At 57.8% G+C, this 22,705-nt stretch carries 12 protein-coding genes and 3 pseudogenes; 4 read left to right on the forward strand and 11 right to left on the reverse strand.

The window, feature by feature from the left end; genetic code table 11:
- Positions 1-77: 77 nt before the first annotated feature.
- From ligA to ACESMW_RS02110, 4 genes are all read left to right on the forward strand, one after another.
- On the forward strand, positions 78-2,129 hold the full coding sequence (gene ligA / locus ACESMW_RS02095; protein ID WP_372985431.1) for an NAD-dependent DNA ligase LigA: 2,052 nt from the start codon (positions 78-80) through the stop codon (positions 2,127-2,129).
- Positions 2,126-3,151, forward strand: coding sequence for a patatin-like phospholipase family protein (locus ACESMW_RS02100; RefSeq protein WP_372985432.1), 1,026 nt, complete (start codon positions 2,126-2,128; stop codon positions 3,149-3,151). The genes ligA and ACESMW_RS02100 overlap by 4 nt, the downstream gene beginning before the upstream one ends.
- 151 nt (positions 3,152-3,302) lie before the next feature.
- On the forward strand, positions 3,303-4,883 hold the full coding sequence (gene otsB / locus ACESMW_RS02105; RefSeq protein ID WP_372985433.1) for a trehalose-phosphatase: 1,581 nt from the start codon (positions 3,303-3,305) through the stop codon (positions 4,881-4,883).
- A complete protein-coding gene (locus ACESMW_RS02110) occupies positions 4,880-7,297 on the forward strand; it encodes a glycoside hydrolase family 65 protein (RefSeq protein WP_372985434.1) in 2,418 nt (805 codons plus the stop codon). Before otsB ends, ACESMW_RS02110 begins: the two co-directional genes overlap by 4 nt.
- 61 nt (positions 7,298-7,358) lie before the next feature.
- Here the strand turns inward: ACESMW_RS02110 and ACESMW_RS02115 are convergent, their stop codons facing one another.
- From ACESMW_RS02115 to guaA, 11 genes and pseudogenes are all read right to left on the reverse strand, one after another.
- Positions 7,359-8,075, reverse strand: coding sequence for a Crp/Fnr family transcriptional regulator (locus tag ACESMW_RS02115; RefSeq protein ID WP_372985435.1), 717 nt, complete (start codon positions 8,073-8,075; stop codon positions 7,359-7,361).
- 377 nt (positions 8,076-8,452) lie between these two features.
- A complete protein-coding gene (locus ACESMW_RS02120) occupies positions 8,453-8,956 on the reverse strand; it encodes a hypothetical protein (RefSeq protein WP_372985436.1) in 504 nt (167 codons plus the stop codon).
- 7 nt (positions 8,957-8,963) lie between these two features.
- Positions 8,964-9,392 (reverse strand): hypothetical protein, encoded by a 429-nt coding sequence (locus ACESMW_RS02125; RefSeq protein WP_372985437.1) that lies wholly within the window; start codon positions 9,390-9,392, stop codon positions 8,964-8,966.
- A gap of 3 nt (positions 9,393-9,395) precedes the next feature.
- Positions 9,396-10,292, reverse strand: a complete 897-nt coding sequence (locus ACESMW_RS02130; RefSeq protein ID WP_372985438.1) for an MBL fold metallo-hydrolase — start codon at positions 10,290-10,292, stop codon at positions 9,396-9,398.
- A 194-nt stretch (positions 10,293-10,486) separates the two neighbouring features.
- Positions 10,487-10,675, reverse strand: a pseudogene (locus ACESMW_RS02135) (GMP synthase (glutamine-hydrolyzing)); the annotation flags it as partial.
- Positions 10,593-10,838 (reverse strand): glutamine amidotransferase-related protein, encoded by a 246-nt coding sequence (locus tag ACESMW_RS02140; RefSeq protein ID WP_372985445.1) that lies wholly within the window; start codon positions 10,836-10,838, stop codon positions 10,593-10,595. The pseudogene ACESMW_RS02135 and the gene ACESMW_RS02140, both read right to left, overlap by 83 nt.
- Positions 10,839-10,849: 11 nt before the next feature.
- Positions 10,850-10,981, reverse strand: a pseudogene (locus ACESMW_RS02145) (IMP dehydrogenase); the annotation flags it as partial.
- A 27-nt stretch (positions 10,982-11,008) separates the two neighbouring features.
- A pseudogene (locus ACESMW_RS02150) lies at positions 11,009-11,158 on the reverse strand (DUF2254 family protein); the annotation flags it as partial.
- A 199-nt stretch (positions 11,159-11,357) separates the two neighbouring features.
- Positions 11,358-11,906, reverse strand: a complete 549-nt coding sequence (locus tag ACESMW_RS02155; protein ID WP_372985439.1) for a hypothetical protein — start codon at positions 11,904-11,906, stop codon at positions 11,358-11,360.
- A gap of 197 nt (positions 11,907-12,103) precedes the next feature.
- The gene (locus tag ACESMW_RS02160; RefSeq protein WP_372985440.1) at positions 12,104-20,647 is read right to left on the reverse strand and encodes a GH36-type glycosyl hydrolase domain-containing protein; all 8,544 of its coding nucleotides are present in this window, start codon (positions 20,645-20,647) and stop codon (positions 12,104-12,106) included.
- A 742-nt stretch (positions 20,648-21,389) separates the two neighbouring features.
- Positions 21,390-22,705, reverse strand: a 1,316-nt coding sequence (gene guaA / locus ACESMW_RS02165) for a glutamine-hydrolyzing GMP synthase (RefSeq protein WP_372985441.1), incomplete at its 5' end; no start/stop codon positions are given.

Consider the following 22,705-nt stretch of genomic DNA (forward strand, 5'->3'; position numbering starts at 1 on the left):
TTGCAAAATATCAATGACCCAATGCTCCCCGCCGATGATGATGGAACCATTCCTCGTTCCTGAACCGACGCTTCACAATGGACTTCAAAGACAAGCCCAACACCAGATTCAAAAGTGTCGACACGCTAAACAAGAAACAGGCTGCAGAAGAGATCAGCGCCCTGCGCGAGGGTATCAATTATCACGACTATCTCTACTATGTGGAAAATTCGCCGAAAATCTCCGATTCGGTATACGACAAGCTGTTTCAGCGGCTTGAGGCACTGGAGGCGGCTTTCCCTAGCCTCAAAACGCCCGATTCCCCTACCTTCCGTGTCGGCGCCGAGCCCGTCAGCAAGCTGGATAAGATCGAGCACAAAGCTCCGTTACTCAGTTTGGAGGCCACGCTCGAACAGGATGACATCGAATCTTTTTTGAAAGCGGCGCGCAAACAGGCACGTAAAAAATCCATCACATACATGCTGGAACCCAAGTTCGATGGCTTATCCGTTGAAGTCGTCTATAGGCACGGCCACTTCGAATATGGGGCCACCCGCGGCAACGGCGAAGTAGGCGAGGATATCTCCCATAACCTGAAGACCATCCGTGCGCTCCCCCTTTCGCTACAGCACCTGGATAACACACCCGCTTTGCTCGCCGTGCGCGGTGAAGTCTTCATGCCCAAAAAAGGCTTCACGGCCTTGAACAAGCAACGTGTAGAACGTGGTGACGAGCCGTTCGCCAATCCCCGTAATGCAGCCGCCGGCTTGATGCGCCAGTTCGAATCGCGCCATGTAGCCGACAAGCCCCTCGACATCTTTTTTTATGAGATTTTGGCGAGTGATGGTGACTTACCGTCGACTCATCAGGACGTATTGGAACGGCTGTCCCATTGGGGATTGAAAAGTTGTCCATTGAACAAAACCGCCTCCACCTTCGGGCAAATCGAAAAATACCATCACAAGCTTGCCGGGCAGCGCGACGATATCGACTATGAGATCGATGGTATCGTGATCAAGATAGACGACCATGGACTGCGCGAAGCATTGGATACGCGCGAACGTAGCCCCCGTTGGGCGCTCGCCTGGAAATTCGAGCCACGCGAAGAAGTCACCATGGTTGAAGATATCGTGGTACAGGTTGGCCGGACCGGCATTCTGACACCGGTCGCGCTGTTGCAACCGCTGGATGTGGGCGGTGTCACCGTGAGTCGGGCTACCTTGCACAATGAGGATGAGGTGCACCGCAAGGACATCCGCAGAGGCGATCGTGTGCGCGTTATCCGTGCCGGGGATGTGATTCCAGAAGTCAAGGAACGGATCAAGCAACCTGGCAAGAAGCGCGGTAAGCCGTTTCACATGCCCAAACACTGCCCGGTATGCGATGCCAGGGTCGCACGAGAGGGCGCATACTATCTTTGTACAGCGGGACTATCCTGTGCCGCCCAGTTGACCGGCCGAATCCAGCATTACGCAGCCCGAAATGCCATGGACATCAATCATCTTGGGGCGAAGTCTGCTGCAGAGTTGGTCACACACGGCCTGGTGCAGGATCTTGCTGATCTCTACACGCTGGACGTAAAAGACATAGAACATCTGGAAGGCTTTGCGACTAAATCCGCGAACCAGTTGCAGAATGCCATTCAGGAGCGCAAAGAGCCGCGCCTAGATAGATTCCTGTTTGCCTTGGGTATACGCCATGTGGGCCGCCACATAGCACGTGTCCTCGCCACCGAATTCCGCACCTTGGACAGACTGGCTAACGCTGAAACGCAGGAAATCGCGCAGATACCCGGTATCGGCGAAGGGATTGCCACATCGGTGGCCAATTTCTTTTCGGACAAAAAGAACCAGAGCGTATTGAACCGACTGAAAAAGGCCGGATTAAAGATCCAGCCCATGCCGAAGCGGAGAGAACATCCCCTGACAGGAAAAACTTTCGTCTTCACCGGGTCATTGGATGGATTTACCCGCGACGAAGCAAAAGAACAGGTAGAGGCCCTCGGTGCCCGGGCAACATCCAGTGTGAGTGACGAAACGGATTTTATCGTGGTCGGCAAAAACCCCGGCAACAAACTGGACGAGGCCGAAAAGCATGGCGTAAAACGGATCAATGAAGCAACATTTCAGGAAATACTTGACGAATCGTGAAAATAACGCCTTTAAAACATCCGAAACCGCACAAGAACAGTAGCTTTGCCATGCCTGACCGCAAATTTCCCAGGCGCCGCTTCCTGACTCTGCTGACGACTTTTCTATCGTCGTATTTGCTCTTGGGATCATCTGTGCGAGCCAACGAAAAGCCACGATCTGCGCATGAACCTTCCGGTCGCTCTGATGAGGGCAAGCCCAGAGTCGGTATCGCACTGGGCAGCGGCGGCGCCAACGGGCTTGCGCACATCCTGATGCTGGAAGCCCTGGACGAGTTATCGATCCGACCATACCGCATCGCCGGTTCAAGTATCGGTGCAATCATCGGTGCACTCTACGCCGCCGGTATGACCGGCAGGGAGATCCGCGAGCTGGTTGAACAGTTCATCATAGCGCCCGAAGAACGCCTGGCCCATGAGCTTCTCAACGAGGATGCCTTGCGCTGGGTCGAGTTTCTCGAAATCGACCTTGGCAATGGCGGTCTGCTCAGTGGCGAAGGTTTTATCTCTTTCCTGTACGACACACTGGAGCGTGAAACATTCGAGGAACTGGAGATTCCGCTCAGGATCGCCACGGCCGATTTATGGAGCCGGGAACAAATTGTCCTGCAAACAGGTGCACTACTCCCCGCCGTCAAGGCAAGCATGGCACTGCCCGGCGTGTTTAAACCGGTAATACTGGATAACCGAGTGCTTATCGATGGCGGCACGGTCAATCCTGTACCTTACGATTTGTTAACCGAAGACTGCGATCTTGTCATCGGCATTGACGTTATCGGTGAGCGAACGAAACCGAAGGCGCTGATGCCCAGCTATTTTGAAACAATCTTCAATGCGCCCAAAGTCATGCAGCACGCCATCATGAGTGAGAAGCGTCGACATAAGAAACCTGCGATCTATCTCGCCCCGCGTATTGTTGACGTTCGTGCCCTGGAGTTCTACCGCGCCAATGAGATTTTCGCGCAGGCCCGTCCCGCCAAGGAAGAACTGAAGCACCGGTTATCAAAACTGTTAAAAGTCTGAACAACACCAGGGCATTTTCTCCCATTGATATTTTTCAATGACCGGGACTGGTCTACCACGTGATGGTGCTTTGAAAAAGCGAATATAGTGGCCGGAGCGTCGCAATGTGGCAGCGCGCGTACGACAATCTGACAGAGCACGAGAGTCCACCGTGAACAAGACAGACACCGCCGGTGTCGCTCTCTCATCAGACCGTTTCGATGCCGTGGTGCTTGATCTCGATGGCGTGATCACGCAGACGGCCAAGGTGCACGCCACGGCATGGAAGACGACATTCGACGACTACCTGGCGAAACACACGGCGGAAGGCGAGCATTCCGAACCGTTCGACATCGAGACCGATTATCACCGGTATGTGGACGGAAAGCCGCGCTATGACGGTGTGCGCAGTTTCCTTCAATCACGCGGTCTCGACCTGCCCGAGGGCAAGCCGGATGATGGTTCCGATCAGGAAACGATCTGCGGCCTTGGCAACCGCAAAAATGAATTGTTCCAGGAAAAGCTGCGCCACGAGGGCGTTGAGGTTTATGCATCAACCATTAGCCTCATTCGCACATTACGCCGGGCCGGACTCCGCACCGCCGTGGTCTCTTCAAGCCGCAACTGCCGGGCGGTGCTGGAAGCCGCCGGAATCATCGACCTGTTCGACACCCGCGTCGATGGCGTGGAACTGCAAAAATGCAGGCTGGCGGGCAAACCGGCTCCGGACATTTTCATCGAGGCCAGTCGTCGCCTCGCAAGCGAGCCGCATCGTTGTATAGGGATTGAAGACGCCACGGCAGGCGTACAGGCGGCCCAGGCCGCAGGCTTCGGACGTGTCATCGGCGTCAATCGCGGCGACCAGGCGGAGGCGTTGCTCGAACATGGCGCTGACGTTGTCGTCGCTGATCTTGGTGAATTACACATAGTGACGGCTAGTGGGGATACGCCACCCACCAGACAACTGCCTTCAGCCCTGGACCATCTGAACGAGATAGTCCCGACCCATGATCGGGAGCCGGTGCTGTTTCTCGACTATGACGGCACCCTGACGCCTATCGTGCCCCATCCGAATGACGCGATATTGAGCGACACCATGCGTGCAACCCTGCAACGGCTAGCCAGGCTATGTAAGATCGCCATTGTCAGCGGTCGGGATCTCGGTGACGTGCGCAACCGGGTTGGCATAAAGGGCATCTGGTATGCCGGCAGTCACGGCTTCGACATCTCCGGACCAAAGGGCGAGCGCACCGAATATCAGGAGGGTCGTGACTATCTGCCAGCGCTCGATGCCGCGGAACACAGCCTGCGCGAAAAACTGGGCGCGATTCCGGGTTGCCTGGTGGAACGCAAGCGATTTGCTGTCACCGCGCACTACCGTCAGGTAGCGCAAGACCAGGTGGACAGCGTCAAACAGGTGGTCGATCAAATAAACTCCTCGCATACCGGGCTTCGCCTGACGGCTGGCAAGAAAATCTATGAGCTACAACCGGATATCGATTGGGACAAGGGCAAAGCACTACGCTGGCTAATGCGGGCCCTGGACACGGATCCGGCCCGCTTTATTCCTCTGTATATAGGGGATGACATAACCGACGAGGATGCTTTCCGCGAGTTGGCGGCAGACGGAATAGGCATTCTGGTAGCAGAGAGAGACCAGCCGACCTGTGCTGCCTACCGCCTTGACGACCCCGACGCGGTGCAACAATTTCTCAATCAACTGAGCGACAAACTGGCGAGACTCGGCCCATGAACGGCTGGAAACTGGTCTACGAGGAATTCAACCCCCAACAGGAGGCGCTGCGAGAGGCGTTGTGCACACTGGGTAATGGTTACTTCGCCAGCCGCGGTGCCGCGCCGGAGTCGTCGGCGGGTGGGACCCACTATCCCGGCACCTACATCGCCGGCTGTTATAACCGGCTGCAAACCCAAATCGCCGGTGAAACCATCGAGAACGAAAGCCTGGTCAACGCCTCCAATTGGCTGGCGCTTACCTTCCGCATCGAAAACGGCAATTGGTTCGACGTCGGCAACGTCAATGTCCTTTCCTACCATCAAGAGCTGGATATCAAACAGGCCATTCTCACGCGGACGATTCGCTTTTGCGATCCGGACGGGCGACATACCCGCGTCGACCAACGACGCCTGGTCTCCATAGAACATCCGCACCTCGCTGCCCTGGAAACCAGCATTCATGCCGAGGACTGGAGCGGTAGCATTGAAGTACGCAGCGCACTGGACGGCCAGGTCGTCAATGCCGGTGTTGAGCGCTACCGTGATCTGAACAAACGCCACCTGAATCCTGGGACAGCCGAATCCATTGCAGATGATACCTTCTGGCTGGAAGTCGAAACCAGCCAGTCCCGCATTCGTATCGTCCAGGCCGCAACGACTCGTCTGTGGCGCGGTGAACAATGCATCACTCCGGCACCGGCGGTGGACCAAGCCGAAGGCTACATTGCCCACCACTACCAAACCCGGCTCAACCCGCAGCAGCCTTTGCGCATTGAGAAGGTCGTTGCATTATATACCTCCCGCGACCATGCCATCAGCGAGCCAGGGTTGGAAGCGCGCAAGGCGATTGCCCGAGCCCCGACGTTCGATGTTTTGGCCAGCTGCCATAACCTGATGTGGAAGCAATTGTGGCAGCGTTTTGACTTCGACATCGAACATGATGATCCAGAAGAGGAAGAAAAAACCGAACGTAATCTGCGGTTGCACATCCTGCACCTGGTTCAGACCATTTCACCTCATGTTATGGATCTGGATGTCGGGGTGCCGGCACGCGGTCTGCACGGGGAGGCCTATCGCGGTCATATTTTCTGGGACGAGCTATTCATCTTCCCCCTATTCAACCTCCGTATGCCGGAAATCACCCGCGCGCTGCTTCGCTATCGTTATCGCCGCCTGGATGAGGCACGTCGCGCCGCGCGCATCGCCGGATATCGAGGCGCCATGTATCCCTGGCAGAGCGGCAGTAACGGTCGTGAGGAAAGTCAGCGGCTACACTTGAACCCGAAGTCAGGCAATTGGATACCCGACAACTCCCACCTCCAGCGCCACATCAATGCAGCGGTGGCGTACAATGTCTGGCAGTATTATCAGGTTACCCGTGATATGGAGTTTCTGTCTTTCTATGGGGCGGAAATGTTCTTCGAGATCGCCCGCTTCTGGGCCAGCATTGCTTCCTATAATAAAAGACTCGAACGTTACGAAATTCTCGAGGTCATGGGCCCGGACGAATATCACGATGCCTATCCAACTGCCGAAACCCCCGGCCTGAACAACAACGCCTACACCAATATCATGGCGGTGTGGGTACTGCTGCGCGCGCTGGAACTTCGGGAAATCCTGCCGAGCAAGCGTTTTACCGAACTTTGCCAGCTAATGAATCTGTCATCAGAGGAGTTCGAGCACTGGGATAAGGTAAGCCGCAATATGCATGTGCCTTTTCATAAGGATGATTCTGACAACGACATCATCAGCCAGTTCGAAGGTTACGAGGAACTGAAAGAGTTCGGTTGGGAAGGTTATCGTGAAAAGTATGGTGATATTCAGCGACTGGACCGGATCCTGGAAGCCTCGGGGGATAGCGCAAATAATTATCGGGCTTCCAAGCAGGCCGACGTTCTGATGCTTTTCTACTTGTTTTCGTCAGAGGAACTCGGAGAACTGTTTACGCATCTCGGCTATCCCTTCGAGTACGATACCATTCCCCGCAATATCGACTACTATATGCGGCGCACTTCCCACGGCTCCACTCTGAGCCGGGTGGTCAACTCCTGGGTATTGGCGCGGGCAGATCGTCCAGGCGCCTGGCCACTCTTCGCCAAAGCGCTCGACAGTGATGTCGCCGACATCCAGGGAGGCACTACGTCGGAAGGTATCCACACCGGTGCCATGGCCGGCACTGTAGATCTCATCCAACGCTGCTTTACTGGTATCGAGACCCGAGGCGATGTCTTGTGGCTGAATCCGAGTCTGCCTGAGGGGCTGAGTAGCCTCACACTCAATGTCCGTTACCGCCAACATCTGCTGGGATTGTATGTTACACCCAGCCGTTTGCGGATCAGCACGGAGCCTTCCGAAGAAAAGCCGATCCGAATTGGTATTGTCTCGGATATCCACGAGTTCAAACCGGGGGAAGTCCGCGAGTTTCAGTTGTGATCCCACAGACCACCTCCGACCCCCTCACCCCCACATTCGGGATTAATGTGCCGCTGAATGATTACTGTCGAGCTTCGTGCTGAAGTTGCTCGGCTTTTATTTCGTATACCTCGTCCAGGTGGTCGCTCATTCTGTGCAAGATATCGTTGCGTTTGAACTCTGCCAGAATCCGGCTCACGCTTTCCGGCGTAACCCCTAGCATATCCGCCATTTCATGAACCGTTAACAGCTCGACCCGGTTAGCTGCTTCACCATATTCAAGCTTGGCAAGGAAATCCACCAACCGCGCCACCCGGGACCTGATTCCTCCGGTCGAGAAATCCGCGAGGCACCTGTCCGCCAGGGCCAGATTTCTGTAACCCTGTTTGAGCAGCTCGCAGTATTGCCGCGGATTGTCCCGTTCGAGAAGATGCAGGTCATTCATGGACACGTAAACCATCTCCACATCTTCAACGGCGATGGCAGTGTGTTCGTAAGGCTGGTCAAGCAACGCTTCCAATCCAAGCCAATGGTTGAGACTGTGCAATCGGACGATACGCGCACGACCGTTTGGCAGATAACTGAGCAATTTGGCCATACCGTCAAGAATCATGAATACCTTGTCGGCCTGATCACCCTCGCGATAGATCACCTCCCTGGCCGTAAAAACTTTCTTCCTGGCTCCCTTATCTATGATCGCGGAAACAAACGCTTCGAAATCTCCTTCTTTCGCGTCTCCATTCAGGCCATGCATAGCGCTGCGGCGAAGTCTCGTGCTTTTTTTCTTCCGTGTGGGCATAAGTCACCTCTTCAACATTATTGAAATGTCGATAGTCCATGGCTTTCTCCGGTATGACCTCAATGCTGGGAAATGATTTCTTTCATCTCCTTTACGATCTCCAGGTCCGCATTAAGAATTTCCAACGAAGAACCCTTGCCGTAATGTTTTGAATCCTTACCAAAAAGCGATGGTTGTGAGACCGAATCGTTCTGTGACGTTATCGATACAAGTCGACAATTGACCTTCATTGGCTTTGGAGGATCTATAGCACACCATGGGAATCCAGCCAAAGTTTTAAGAATGATCGATCCACGTGAGTCATGCCGGGGCAGGGACGGTCACCGATGCATGGCAGGATGACTTCAGCAAGGCTGTCGAGCGGCCTCAAACAAATCCTAGATTATTTCACGATTCTCAAGTTTCACCATCAATAGACCATTCACGATAGAAAACCCTAGCAGGTACAAACAAAGCACCAGGGTGTAGGCGGTGCCAAAATAGTGAATCATGAGTGGCAGCAGCGGCAGTTTGACTGCACGACTATAAAGAAAAACAGTAGCTATCGACGCGCGCATCCCTTTCTCGCGAAGCTCCCCCACCAGGGCATACCAGGCATAAACGGGACCAGAGGCAAACACCCCACCAACAGCAGCCAGCAGCCAGGCTCTTACGCCCGCCTCCCTGCCAAGATTGCGCCTGATCCATTTTGGTTGAAGCAAAAGGTCCGCTGCCAGCAGCAGAAAAAATACAATCACCAGAGCTGGTACTACACTGCCCATCACTTTTGCGAAAAAATGAAGCGCCTCCGCATCGATGGCTGCAGTTACTCCGTAAGCTGCGAGCACCAGCGCCAAGAACAACCAGCCACCTAGCCCCGTTTTCTTTTTGGAACGTACCATTGGCGACCTACCCGATAACTCTCAGCGTGTAGACGCAAAGAAACGAAATCGTGATCGCGCTGAAGAAGCAGATCACATTGCGGTAAATTGCGAAGCGCGGACCAAGCATTAACATCTCGGCCGGAAGTTGAACGATGCCTACGCTGACCCAGCTTACAACCAGGGCGGTCACGGCAATCAGGCTCACGCCACTTCTGAGCAACTCCCCACCCAGAACATAACTGGTCAACGGATGACCTGCCGCAATGCTGCCAATCGAAGCGCCAATCAGGCTATCCAGAATGTCGCTGTGACCGAACAAGCCGGCCGAAAGACTCTCCGGAAACAGGGTTACTGCCAGACTTGTCAGTAACAGCATGCCTAAGACGATCGGCAGCAGATTCACGAATGTCCGCGTAGTCTTATTGAGGCTGGTTTTCAATCGACGAGCTGGCATGTGCTATTTCCCCTTTTTGTCCTGGGCATAGTCTTCATGCCACCCCTCTGGCACAGGTATCTTCTGGTACCACTGTTCTCGCTCCGCCTCCAGTAGTCGCCGCGGCTGGCCCATGTAATCGGCAGCGCAATAGACCTGCCTGCCAATGGTGTTTGACAGCGCATCCAGCCACTCGGCGCCTTCCCGGCTTCTCATCAAATGGTGATCGAGGATGACCACCTCGATGTGTTGCGCCAATCGCACCGCATTATTCCAGGCTGTTTCCCGCAGGGTGCTGCTTAAGCGATCGAGATAGAGCGGTGGCCCGGCAGCCAGGACAACATCTGGTCGCCAGTCAATGAGCAGATCGATCGTCGCAGCATCCAGCAACTGGATATCGGAGGCATGGACGAAAACGCCATCATCCATTTCCACCCGGGTCATCATCACTGTACCCCTGTTGCTGTCCGGCGCTCCATGAGGCACAGCCCGGGAGAAAGACAACCTCCCCGCAGTCACCCCTTCGGCATCCCGCATGTTGTTTCCCAGCAGTTCGAGCAGGGCCTGGCGTCGGTCGCTCATCACTTTCGAAAGATCGTCACCTGACTTGCTCCAGGCACGTAATTCCCGGAAACCGGGTGGCAGGCTGTGAACCGATAGCTGGTATGGATTTGCATTTACCAGGGGTACGTGATCACCATGAAAATGACTGAACACCACATCGGTTGCATCCTCCAGCGCCTCGAGGATTCGCTCCCGTATCCGCCGCCCGACGGCGATCTGCTCGGGATGGGGCAGCAGCCCGTAACGTACGTACCCGAGCGCCACCCCCGGATCAATGACAACCCGCTGCTCCGGCAATGTCACCCGGCAACACAGGCTGCGTACCCCCATGGATTCCGCGCCGATGATCTCAAGCATCACGCTGCCCGTTCTCTGTAGCCACCCCATGATGTAGTGTAGACAACAACCCTGTAACCGCATCCATCCATGTTCCGCCAGAGTCAGCCGGGAGCACAGCGCGTTGTCTATTCGGGCACAAAAAAGCCCATTGATCACAATGGGTTTTTAATTGATTCACTGCTTTGTGGAGCCATTCGGTTCCAGAGGTGGAATCACTCCCACTCAATGGTCGCCGGCGGCTTGGACGAGATGTCATAGGTCACCCGGGATACACCGCTGATTTCGTTGATGATCCGGTTGGACACCTTCTCCAGCAGGTCATACGGCAGATGCGCCCAGCGGGCGGTCATGAAATCGATGGTCTCGACGGCGCGCAGGGCCACCACGTATTCGTAGCGGCGGGCCCTTGGCGCGCACTTTCACCTGGGCATAGCCGAATTCCCGCTTTTCGGAACTGGCCACACGACCACCGAGCTGTTCAGCCATGGTCTGCATGCCGTAGCAGATGCCCAGCACAGGGATACCACGATCGAACAGGTCTTCCGGAGCCCGGGGGCCACCCAGCTGGGTCTTTCTTAACCGATACGGTAGTTGGGCGTTTCCTTGGCGATGGTCACGTCGTGGACGTGGCTCTCACGCATGCCCGCATTGGTGATGCGCACGAATTCCGGCTTGGTGCGCATTTCTTCCATGGTCGCGCTGCCGGTGGTGATTGCCTGGAGCCGTTCCTTTTCGGGCGGGGATTGCCAAAGCGTAAACAGCCTTACCAAAGTGCCAATGACGTCAATTGCGGTTCCCGGGTCATTAACGCCGGGCGACAGCGCCTTGTCTGCAATTTCGGACAAGACGATGAGCCCGAAGCGGGGGTCGTCTTCAAAGGTACGATTAGTGGCCTGACCCATAAGCGCTCCTTGATCCGACTAAAAACAAAACGCAGCCGGTTCGCAGCCATCATGGTTCTCCGGGAAGTTGGGGACGCGGACAATCGAGATCCGCTCGAACCGCCAGCATTTATGGATTTTCATGTCACTGCTGCAAGCTGTCCCGGGCTCCAACCTCACCAAATCAGCGCTTTAACGTGCTTCAGAAGTTGTAGCCCAGGCCTACGGTATAGGCCCAGATTCCGTCGTCCTGGAACGCATCGGTGGCATCATCGGTGTCGCTGAACAGGAATTGATACTCAGCGCGGGCGAGGAAAAAGGTCTTCTTCAGCACGTAGTACTTTAAACCCGTTTCCAGGCCAGCGAAGGCACTGTCCTTGACCCCATCACCGTAAATGCCGCCAAGGCTGGCGCCCACGAAGGGTCGCGCACGATCATCAAGAAATTGATAGTTGAGGTAACCACGAGTTGAGCCGTTCCAGAAATCGTCCGTGACACCTTCCCCTTCGATGTCGGCGTAATTGATGCTTTGGCGGACGCCGGCAACCGTATTATCCCTCAGATACCAACCAAGATCGCCGGTGATTCCGAAGCTGCCGCTGTTGAAATCCCGGTCGTTACTACCGGTACCAGAGAGGGAAAACTCCCGCTCGCCTTCCTGTGGGCCGAACTCTGAGGACTGTGCGGATGCTGCCATGGGTAGTGCGCCGAGAAGGCAGATACTGATTACCGCAGTTTTGACTCTGATCATGACAAATTCCTTGTCTGGTTTACCGAATTTGCGCCTGTTCACTCCTGGCGCGGACCATGTCCCAGCGGATACTGCGGTATTTAACCGCCGCGAACTCACACCCTCAGGATCGGTGCCCGGGCACCAGTGCGTCTGTGCGAAAACACACATAAGAGCATGAAATGAGAAGAACCGACGAGTAGCCTGGCCGCTACCGACTACGAGCCGCCCAGGTCTACTTCGACAAAATGCTCCTGGCGGTCGTCGGTTAGCGGAATGCGTGTATCGGAAAGCCTGTTCCCGTCCACAGTTACACAGGTTACCCGCCCTGAAGATTCACCAATGCGCCTGACGGTGATGTGGTAGACGGTATCTACGTAGCGGTAGTGAATATTGTAGCTTTCCCAGGCAGCGGGAACACAGGGTGCAAGGTGCAGGTGGCCGCCTTCCAGATGCAGACCCAACAGCGTTTCTACAGTCAACCGGTACATCCAGCCTGCCGCCCCCGTGTACCACGTCCAGCCACCACGGCCGATATGCGGCGACACACCGTAGATATCCGCACACATAACGTATGGCTCAACTTTGTAGCGTTTGATTGCCTCAGAGTTGCTACCGTGGTTAACAGGATTGAGCATGGCAAAAAGTTCCCACGCACGCTCGGTGTCGCCCAGCATGGCAAACGCCATCGTAGTCCAGATTGCGGCATGCGTGTACTGGCCCCCGTTCTCCCGTACTCCAGGTATGTAGCCCTTGATGTAGCCTGGCTCGAGGGATGACTTGTCGAAGGGCGGGTCGAGCAGCTGGATGATCTGTTGGTCACGGCGCACCAGGTGCTGGTCTACCGCCATCATCGCCTGTCGGGCCCGCAGCGTGTCACCGCCTTTGGAGATGACGGACCAGCTCTGACTGATCGAATCAATCTTGCATTCGTCGTTGCTGGTTGAACCCAGTGGAGTGCCGTCGTCGAAATAAGCGCGCCGATACCAGCCCCCATCCCAGGCCTGGGCCTCTATGTTGCTGCGCAGTTCTGTCGCCTGGGTACTGCACAGCTCGGCAAAATCCTGATCATTGCGGTCGCGGGCCAGGCTGGCAAACAACTCGAGATTCTCGACCAGGAACCAGGCCAGCCATACGCTCTCACCGCGGCCGTCCTTGCCCACGAGGTTCATGCCATCGTTCCAGTCGCCGCAGCCCATCAGCGGCAAATGATGGGGGCCAAAGCGGAGCCCGTACTTGAGCGCACGCACGCAATGCTCGTACAGGCTGGCCGCCTCAGGAGAGCGTTGCGGCTGGTCGTAGTAAGCCTCCTCCTCTGCATACAACTCACGCCCTTCCAGGAAATGGATAGGCTCGTCGAGCACGCCGGTATCGCCGGTCGCCCGCACATAGCGGCAGGTAGCATAGGGCAGCCAAAGGTAGTCGTCGGAAAAATGGGTACGTACGCCCTGCCCGCTCGGCGGGTGCCACCAGTGCTGCACATCACCCTTGAGGAACTGCCGTCCGGCATGGAGGATCAGCTGTTCGCGAGCCAGCCACGGTGTTGCGTGAATCAACGCCATGGTGTCCTGTAACTGATCACGGAAGCCGTAAGCACCGCCGGACTGGTAGTAACCGCTGCGCCCCCATAACCTGCACGACAAGGTCTGGTAAACCAGCCAACCGTTGGCCAACACGTTCAACGCGGGGTCCGGAGTGTCGACATTGACCGCGCCCAGGGTGTGGTTCCAGTGCTCCCAAACCGCTTCCAGTGCCTGACGCGCGCCGGCCTGTCCACCAAATTGCTGGACAAGATGCCGGGCCTGGTCAGCGTTGCCGGCTGCGCCGAAGACCAACACGATTTCGTGTTCCTGGCCGGCGTCGAGTTCGATCCGGGTCTGGATCGCGGCGCACGGATCGAGGCCGGCGCCGGTTCTGCCCGACAGCCGCTTCCGACGCATCGCCGCCGGACTGGCCAGCGCACCGTTACGGCCGATAAATTCGGTGCGGTTTCCGCTCACCGTCCGCTCGCGCTCGCTGATCTGTGCGAACACCACCCGGTTGGCACATTCGCGACCGTAGGCATTGCGGGCGAACAGCGCGCCAGTATGCAGGTCGATTTCGGTGACGATGTGCATCTGGTTAGCATGCCGCCACTCGCCCAGCACCAGCTCCCAGAACCCGGTGAGCGACAGGCTGCGCGTACGCTTCGACTCGTTGCTCAGCTTGACCACTACAAATTTGACCGGCGCATCCATGGCGACATAGGTGTAGAGCTCCGAGGCGATGCCAGCCTCAAAGTGCTCGAACACGCTGTAGCCGAAGCCGTGCCGGCACACGTAGCCGGAGCGGCCACGGGCAGGCAGCGGCATTGGCGACCAGAAAGCACCGGTTTCTTCATCGCGGATGTAGAACGCCTCGCCGCTGCTGTCGGAGATCGGGTCGTTGTACCAGGGGGTGAGGCGGAATTCATGCGCATTTTCCACCCATGTATAGGCACTGCCGCTCTCACTGACAACAGTGCCAATGTGAGGGCTGGCGATGACGTTAGCCCAGGGCGCCGGCGTAGTCTGTCCGGGTTCGAGGGTGACGACGTATTCGTGACCATCGGGGGTAAAGCCACCAACGCCATTGCTGAAAATCAGCTCGCGCGGCTCCAGCGGATAAACAGTTTCGGCGCCCGCCTGCTGCGAAGGTTTCAACAGGTCTGATCGGCGTCCTGTTGACACACGGCGATCCACCTGCTCGATCAGGGTCTCGGCGGTGTCGCTGAAGACGATGCGGGACACGGTCTGCAGCAGCACACGCTCATCCTCGGTAAGCTCTTCGGCACGCCGCACGAAAATCCCGCCCGGTTTATCGATTACCTGCGCTTCGGGTCCCGCATTGATCAGCCCCATGATCAGGTCCTGCAGCTCCGCCCGATAGCCGGAGAAACCTTCGTTGACTATCACCAGGTCGGCGGCCAGGCCCTTCATTCGCCAATAGGCGTGCGCCTGCACCACCTGCTTGACCAGATTGATGCGGTTGAGGTCGCCGATGAACAGCAGGACGATGGGCAGATCTCCCGAGATGGCAAAGCGCCACAGTCCTGACTGCCCCAACTGGTTGCGGGCGATAATATCCGGCGCCGCACGGCGCAGGGCATTGCCGTAAATGACAGAATTGGCCAAGCGGCCAAATTTCTGGGCATCGGCTTCGGTCGCGTTAAGGTGCCGCAGCACCTCCTCGCTCTGGAACCAGGCCATCTCGAACGCGCGCTCGACGAAGTGGCGGTCGCAGTATTTCTCGAGCAGCGTCAATGCTGCCTCGCGCGTTTCAGCAACACCGGAAATGATCTGTACCCTTGCCGATTCATCCGGGGTCAGGGTCAGCGTGCTACGGATTGCCACACAGGGGTCAAGCACCGCCCCCTGCGTGTTCGACAAGGCTGATGGCCGGTCTTCGCTGTCCATCACCATCGGATTGGCTGCCGTGCGGCCTCGTCCAATGAAACGGGCCCGGTCGGTCTCACAGGATGGCTCGTCGGCTACCGAGCCGGGCGTGGCCAGCAGGTGAAACATCCAGGGCACCTGCTCGCCTGGCGTGCGGGGGCGTCGGGTACAGAGGATTGCCCGCCGCCCGGGCAGGATTTCAGTCTGTACGAACAGATTGCTGAACGAGCGATGGGCCAGGTCCGCGTTGAGCGGCGCCAACACAACCTCTGCAAAGCTTGTCACCTCAATGTGGCGGGTGCGGGACGACTGGTTAGTAAGCTTGACGCGACGAATCTCAACATCGTCTTCCGGTGACACACAGAGCTCAGTGTGTGCTTCGATCGCATGGTCACGCCGCCGGTATTCCGCGCGCCCCTGCACAAAGATCGCTTCATAGTGATCGGCCTGGCGCAGGGTCGGCTGGTGCGCCGTCGACCAGTATGTTCCGCTGTCGCGGTCACGCAGGTAGATAAAGGTGCCCCAGTTGTCGGAAGTGGCGTCCTCGCGCCAGCGGGTAACGGCAAGGTCACCCCAGCGGCTGGTGCTACCGCCAGTATGGGTCGCCATCACGTGATAACGGCCGTTCGACAGCAGGTGAACTTCGGGGAACCGGGTTTCGGTGTCGGTAAACACGCGCATGGTTGCACCGGCTTCTGCGCTGGGAGGACGGGCGGCGGCGCTGGCTTCGGCCGCGTGCGGATGCAGGGTTTCGCCTCGCTTCGGTACCCGCTCCTGCAGCAGCAATTCGGTTGCCCGCGCGAGCGGGTCGGACATGAAGCGGCGCTGCATTGGCTGGTTGAACAAGACATGGGCAAAGGCCAGCAGGCTCATGCCCTGGTGATGGGCCATGAAAGTCTGCACGATGGCGTGCGGCTTGCCCCGCGGCACACGCGTGGGCGTGTAGTCGATCGCCTCGTAGAAGCCGTAGGCGCCAAGGAACGCCTGATCAGCCAGCGTCTGCAGATTGCGGCAGGCTTCCTGCGGCATCACCGTCAGTGCCAGTGCGCTGGCGTAGGGTGCGATCACAATGTCGTCGCCCAGCCCACGCTTGAGGCCGAGGCCAGGTACCCCGAAGGCCCGGTACTGGTAAACCTGATCGAAGTCGGTGGCATTATAGCAGGACTCGGAAATACCCCAGGGCACCGCGCGTTGACGGCCGTACTCGATCTGGCGCGACACGGCAGCCTTGCAGGTCTGCTCCAGCAGGGTACTGGTGTAGCTGGGCATTATCAGCTGAGGCATCAGGTATTCGAACATAGAGCCGCTCCACGAAATCAGGCTGACGTCGCCACCATGACTGGTCAGCAGACGGCCGAGCGTGAACCAGTGCTTCTGCGGCACCTGTCCCTGAGCGATAAGCAGGAAGCTGGCCAGGCGAGCTTCCGAAGCCAGAAGGTCGTAGCAGGCAGGATCGCGACGGCGTTCACTGACGTCGTAGCCGATGGTCAGGAGACCGCGTTCGGCATCGTAGAGAAATTCGAAATCCATGACTGCCAGATCCTGGCAACGATTCATCAGGTCATCGATGAGGTCGAGTTGTGCCTTCGCGCCGGCGCCACCGGTGCGACCATCTGTAGCGACCAGCTCCATCCGGGTTGGAAGCGCACTGCCCTGCCACGACTTGGGCACCAGACTTCCGAGTTCATCGCGAAGCGAACGGAATTGCTGGTCGAACGCCCGCGCCCAGTAAACCAGTTCGCCATCAATGTCGACATCCGCCGGCAACCAGGAAAACAGCGCTTTGTCGGTGCGAAGAATCCGGTCCAGCGCGCTGACGGCGGCAGCCAGCGTCAGCGGCTGTCCCTCACGTGTTAGGTCGCGCAGGGTGTCTTGCAGCGCGCCGATGTGTTCCGCCAGTTCGGGGGCCGGTGAGGCAGGCAGCTGTTCGGCCAACACCTGCAGGGTGTCCTGCAAGCCCTGCAGCGCGCTGAGCGACAGCACCGGCTGGTCTTTCAGCTCGGCCAGCCCTGCCTGCAGGGTAAGAAGGCTGCCGGCCAGGTTGCCGCTGTCTACTGAAGAGACGTATCGAGGGTGAAGCGGCTCCAGCGTTCGGGTGTCGTACCAGTTGTAGAAATGGCCGCGGTAGCGTTCCAGCTTTTCCATTGTGCTGAGTGTATTGTCGATACGGTGCAGACACTCCCCCACCGTGAGATAACCGAAATCGACCGCAGCCAGGTCGGCCAGCAGCGACATGCCGATGTTGGTGGGTGAAGTTCGCGACGCAATGGTCGGCGCAGGATAGACCTGGAAATTGTCAGGTGGCAGCCAGTTGTCGTCCGGGCCGACGAAATCCGCAAAGTAGCGCCAGGTGCGACGGGCCGCAACGCGCAGAAAGACTTGTTGCTCCATGCTCAAGCCGGGACTGGCGGCGACCAGCGGCCGGCTGATCCACCAGCCGACGACGGGCGACACCAGCCACAGCAGCAGGATGGGGCCTGCGACCAGCCCCGCCGCCAATGTGCTCCCCGCCAGAACCAGGGCCACGCCCACTGCGATAACCGGTGCAACCCACATTTCCCGGATAAAATCAGTCAGCGACCTGCAGGCGTTGCGGCGTGCGTAGCCGGGCAATTGCCATATCAACAGGCCACGGCGCGTGAACGGCATGCGCGCGCCCGAGCGCCAGATCGCTCCCAGGACAATTCGTGTGTCATAGGGCAAGAAGACCAGGGTCAGGAGGGCAAGCGTGATCGGACGGCCGGCGGATTTACCGGTCAGGCTCAGGTGCAGCAACCATTCAGATTCTTCCGGCTTGCGAATCAGCTCGATCAGGGTGGACAGGATGGGCGGAAGGAACACCACCGCCACAACCAGCACCGTCCACACCCACACGGGGCCCGGACCAACAAGCCATCCCCCTACCAGAAGAGCAAGGAGCGCCGGCGCCACCAGGCTGCGTCGCAGGTTGTCGAAAATCTTCCACAGCGACAGCGCTGACAGCGGATTCGCCTGCCGCTTTGATCTCGCGCCAATTACGTCAGGTGGTCCTGGCACGCGTGGCAGCAGCCAACCAGCAAGCTGCCAATCGCCGCGAATCCATCGGTGGCGCCGACTGGACTCGGTGGCAATACTGGCCGGTTGCTCCTCAATGAGGTCGACATCGGTCACCAGGCCCGAACGCGCGTAGCCGCTTTCCAGCAGGTCGTGACTGAGGATGAGATTCTCCGGAAAGCGTCCATCAACAGCCTGACGAAACGCATCGACATCGTAGATGCCCTTTCCGATGAACGAGCCTTCCCCGAACAGATCCTGGTAGACATCCGACACTTCGCGCGTGTAGGGGTCGATGCCCGAGTCACCCCCGAAAAGTCTGGAAAATCGAGACTGGCCAGCGCTGGTCAGGCTGATCGAGGCGCGCGGTTGCAAGATCGCATAACCTTCTACGATACGCTCCCTGGCGTCGTCGTAAATCGGCCGGTTGAGTGGATGCGCCAGGTTGCCGACCAGGGTGTGCGCCGTGTCGCGGGGCAATTGCGTATCGGTGTCCAGGGTGATGACGTACTGGATCGAGGCAAGGATGGACTGATCGCCGACGATGTCCGAGAAAGCAGTGTCCGCCCCGCCCCGGAGCCGGGCGTTGAACTGCTCGAGCTTGCCGCGCTTGCGCTCGTAGCCCATCCACACCCGCTCGAACGGGTTCCACAGGCGCGGCCGGTGAAAAAGATAGAAAATGCAGGGACGGTCATCGCGGTAGGTTTCGTTAAGTGCTTCGACCGCTGCGCGCGTGTACGCAATCAAAGCCGCGTCTTGCGGCAGGGTTTGCTCGGGCGCATCGGGGAAATCTGTCAGCAGGGCGAAGTACAGATTGGGATCGCGATTGCCGAGATAGCGTATCTCCAGGGCTTCGATCAGACGATCGACCTCATGCTGACTGCCCAGCAACGTGGGTACCACCACCATGGTGCGGTGAACGTCGGGAATACCCTGTGAGAAATCCAGTCGTGGCAATACACGCGGTGGCAACAACAGCGTGACGACGAGGTTTACCAGCGCGACCGCCAGCGCCGAGGTACTGACCATGGCCGTGGTTGCAATGAACCAGTAGCGCCAGTCAGTGGGTTCGAATCCATCAAGCGTATAAAGCACGCCTGCCGTCGTAAGCAACGTCAGTAACAGGATAGCGCCGAGATAGAGTGGCAGGCGGAAAGGCCGGCTCGCCCGTTTCACGCGGGTTGTAAACGATGGGCAGCAGCCGACCGCACGCTCCAGATGTGTGCGTCCCCGATCGATCAGATAGTAACCTACATGCGCGCTGCGATCTTGCCGGCCCCGCTGTGCGGCAGCCGCCTGGGCGAGAACAATGGCTTCCCGTGCGACCGCCGCTTCGTCACTCCCGCTGCCCCGCGCAACATCCTCGATAACATGTCGGTAGCGGTCACGGGTGGCGAAATCCTGGTGGGCGTGCATGCTTGACGGGTCTTCGCACAGGGTCTTTTCGACGACACTCAGCGACTCCACGTAATGCTTCCAGTCCATGGCGCCGATGAAGCGAAGGCTGCCAATGCTGTTGGCGATGGATATCTGGTTGGCCGCGGCCGTCCGCCCGGCAGCCTCCGACAACTTCGTTGCGGTGGTACCCTGCTCGAGCAATTTCTGTTCGACCCAGGTTTGCACGAAGGCCATGGCGGGCTCCTGCGCCTGGAGCCGGTCGTAAAACTCTTCCACAAACGACGCGGTCAGCGGTACATCGGCATGGGCAAACTCGGCCAGCAACTGGATCAACTGCTTGGGCTCACTTTCTGCCGCTTCAAGCATGCGGTCCGCCCACCTGATGGCGGCGTCGCGCTCCTCGCGCCGTTGGGCGATGCGTACGCCGACGCGGCGCAGATTTTCCAGCAGCGCCAGCTTCAGCATAATGGGGAAGGCCCACAACTCGCCCAGTTTCAGAGTTTCCACACTCTGGTAGGCGGCGATGAACTGAGTGACATTGTCGCTGTCGACACGACCGTCCATGTGGGAGATCAACTCCAGCGCCAGGTCGTATATCCGGGGAAAACCGGCAGATTCTCCATCAGCCAGGCGTGGCAACTGGCGGCTGTACCCGCGTGGAAGATGCCGTCGCGCCAGGCCGATCTGCTGTTCGATCAGATAGAAGTTGTCAAGCAACCAGGCTTCAGTGGGCACGATCCGTTGCCCCGTCGTTGCGGCCGCCGTAACGACGTCGTAAGCTGCCAGCAGAACACGGGCGTTGTCCGCCAGGCGCGGCAGCAGCCGGTCCGCCCCAGGCCGCGGATCGATTTGATGCCGCCCCGCAAGGGTGACCGCATGACGCTTCAACTGCTCAATACTGAACAGCTCCGCGCGCAACAGCTCGGTATCCCGATCATGGCGCAGCCCATTCCCTGTGCGTGCCCAGAATCTGAACGCTTTGATGGTTATCGCTCCCTGCTAACCCTCTGGATGGTCAGGGGCAAGCCCTGGCCATATCACCGGTATCTACGGAAAATGCACCAGTGTTCCGTCTGGCTTTAAGTGGCGGTCGATTCAGTCTTAATGAATCATATGTTGTTTCGGCTGGTATTGGGGTCGTCTAGATAAAAAAACGTAGCATAGGAAGGACGTTTCAGCCACCAGAGCCGCTACCAACGCACATTTTTAGAGAGTTACAGGGATGGCATACCGGGCACTCAATGGATGGGGCTTTTTTTGTACCTCTAAACTCCAACGATCTAGTGGTCAACAAATCCCGGACAATAATCTAAGGTTTTTACGCAGCAGCAGAAATGCCACCGCTGAATGAGCGAGGTCGATCCAATGGATTCGGATGCCGTGGCAGTGGATACGGATCTCGCCGATCGCAATAACATACTCTACAGGGGCACCAGTATCTCAATGTGCTCACCGATGTCTTTCCCGCCCTCGCTCTTGGGCTGGGGCATGGTTGGTCGGGATTCTGGTTGGTGAAAATGGGGTCAGAAGAAGGCTTTCTTCTGACCCCGGGGGCTGCTCAGGACTGGAAGGATAAAATTGGGGGCGGTGAAAATGGGGTCAGATGAAAGCTTTCATCTGACCCCGTCTTCATCCCTGCCCGCTCAGCCCGGACTACAGATCATTCCCACTCAATGGTTGCCGGCGGCTTGGACGAGATGTCATAGGTCACCCGGGATACACCGCTGATCTCGTTTATGATCCGGTTGGAGACCTTCTCCAGAAGGTCATACGGCAGATGCGCCCAGCGGGCAGTCATGAAATCGATGGTCTCGACGGCGCGCAGGGCCACCACATACTCATAACGGCGGGCATCGCCGACCACACCAACGGACTTGACCGGAAGGAATACAGCAAAGGCCTGACTGGTCTTGTGATACAGGTCGGCACGGTGCAGCTCTTCCAGGAAGATGGCATCGGCACGGCGAAGGATATCCGCGTATTCCTTCTTGACCTCACCCAGGATGCGGACACCCAGGCCCGGTCCCGGGAACGGGTGACGGTAAACCATGTCGTAGGGCAGGCCAAGCTCGAGACCAATCCGGCGCACTTCGTCCTTGAACAGCTCCCGGAGCGGCTCCACCAGCTTCATCTTCATGGTTTCCGGCAGACCGCCCACGTTGTGGTGGGACTTGATCACATGTGCCTTTCCGGTCTTGGAAGCAGCAGACTCGATCACATCCGGATAGATGGTGCCCTGGGCCAGCCAGTTCACGTCCTTGATATTCGCGGCCTCATCATCGAACACGTCGATGAAGGTATTGCCGATGATCTTGCGCTTCTGCTCCGGGTCATCCACGCCTTTCAGCTTGGACAGGAACAGGTCCTCGGCATCCACGCGAATGACCTTTACGCCCATGTTACTGGCGAACATGTCCATGACCTGATCGCCCTCATGGAGACGCAGCAGGCCGTTATCGACAAACACACAGGTCAGCTGCTCGCCGATGGCCTTATGCAGCAGCGCTGCGGTTACCGATGAGTCCACACCGCCCGAGAGACCGAGAAGCACCTTATCGCTCCCGACCTGCTCGCGGATCTGGCGCACGGCATCGTCCACGATCTTGGCCGGCGTCCACAGCGCCTCACAACCACAGATATCCATCACAAAGTGCTCGAGAATGCGCTTGCCCTGGAGGGTATGAGTTACCTCCGGGTGGAACTGCACACCATAGAGATTGCGACTGGTATCCTGCATGGCTGCAATCGGCGCACTCTCGGTGGAGGCCAGCAGCTCAAAGCCTTCCGGCATGACCACAACCTTGTCACCATGGCTCATCCACACGTCCAGCAAGGACTCCCCGGCTGGCGTCAGGTGGTCGGTAATATCCGCCAGCAGCGGGCCCTTGGCGCGCACTTTCACCTGGGCATAGCCGAATTCCCGCTTTTCGGAACTGGCCACACGACCACCGAGCTGTTCAGCCATGGTCTGCATGC

Source organism: Marinobacter sp. (assembly GCF_041690455.1).
Classification (GTDB): Bacteria; Pseudomonadota; Gammaproteobacteria; order Pseudomonadales; family Oleiphilaceae; genus Marinobacter.

Excerpts from the sequence above, each read along its gene's own strand:
- ACESMW_RS02130 (WP_372985438.1), bottom strand. The coding sequence starts at position 10,292 with ATGCTTGAGATCATCGGCGCGGAATCCATGGGGGTACGCAGCCTGTGT.
- ligA (WP_372985431.1), top strand. The coding sequence starts at position 78 with ATGGACTTCAAAGACAAGCCCAACACCAGATTCAAAAGTGTCGACACG.
- ACESMW_RS02120 (WP_372985436.1), bottom strand. The coding sequence starts at position 8,956 with ATGGTACGTTCCAAAAAGAAAACGGGGCTAGGTGGCTGGTTGTTCTTG.
- ACESMW_RS02110 (WP_372985434.1), top strand. The coding sequence starts at position 4,880 with ATGAACGGCTGGAAACTGGTCTACGAGGAATTCAACCCCCAACAGGAG.
- ACESMW_RS02115 (WP_372985435.1), bottom strand. The coding sequence starts at position 8,075 with ATGCCCACACGGAAGAAAAAAAGCACGAGACTTCGCCGCAGCGCTATG.
- ACESMW_RS02125 (WP_372985437.1), bottom strand. The coding sequence starts at position 9,392 with ATGCCAGCTCGTCGATTGAAAACCAGCCTCAATAAGACTACGCGGACA.
- ACESMW_RS02155 (WP_372985439.1), bottom strand. The coding sequence starts at position 11,906 with ATGATCAGAGTCAAAACTGCGGTAATCAGTATCTGCCTTCTCGGCGCA.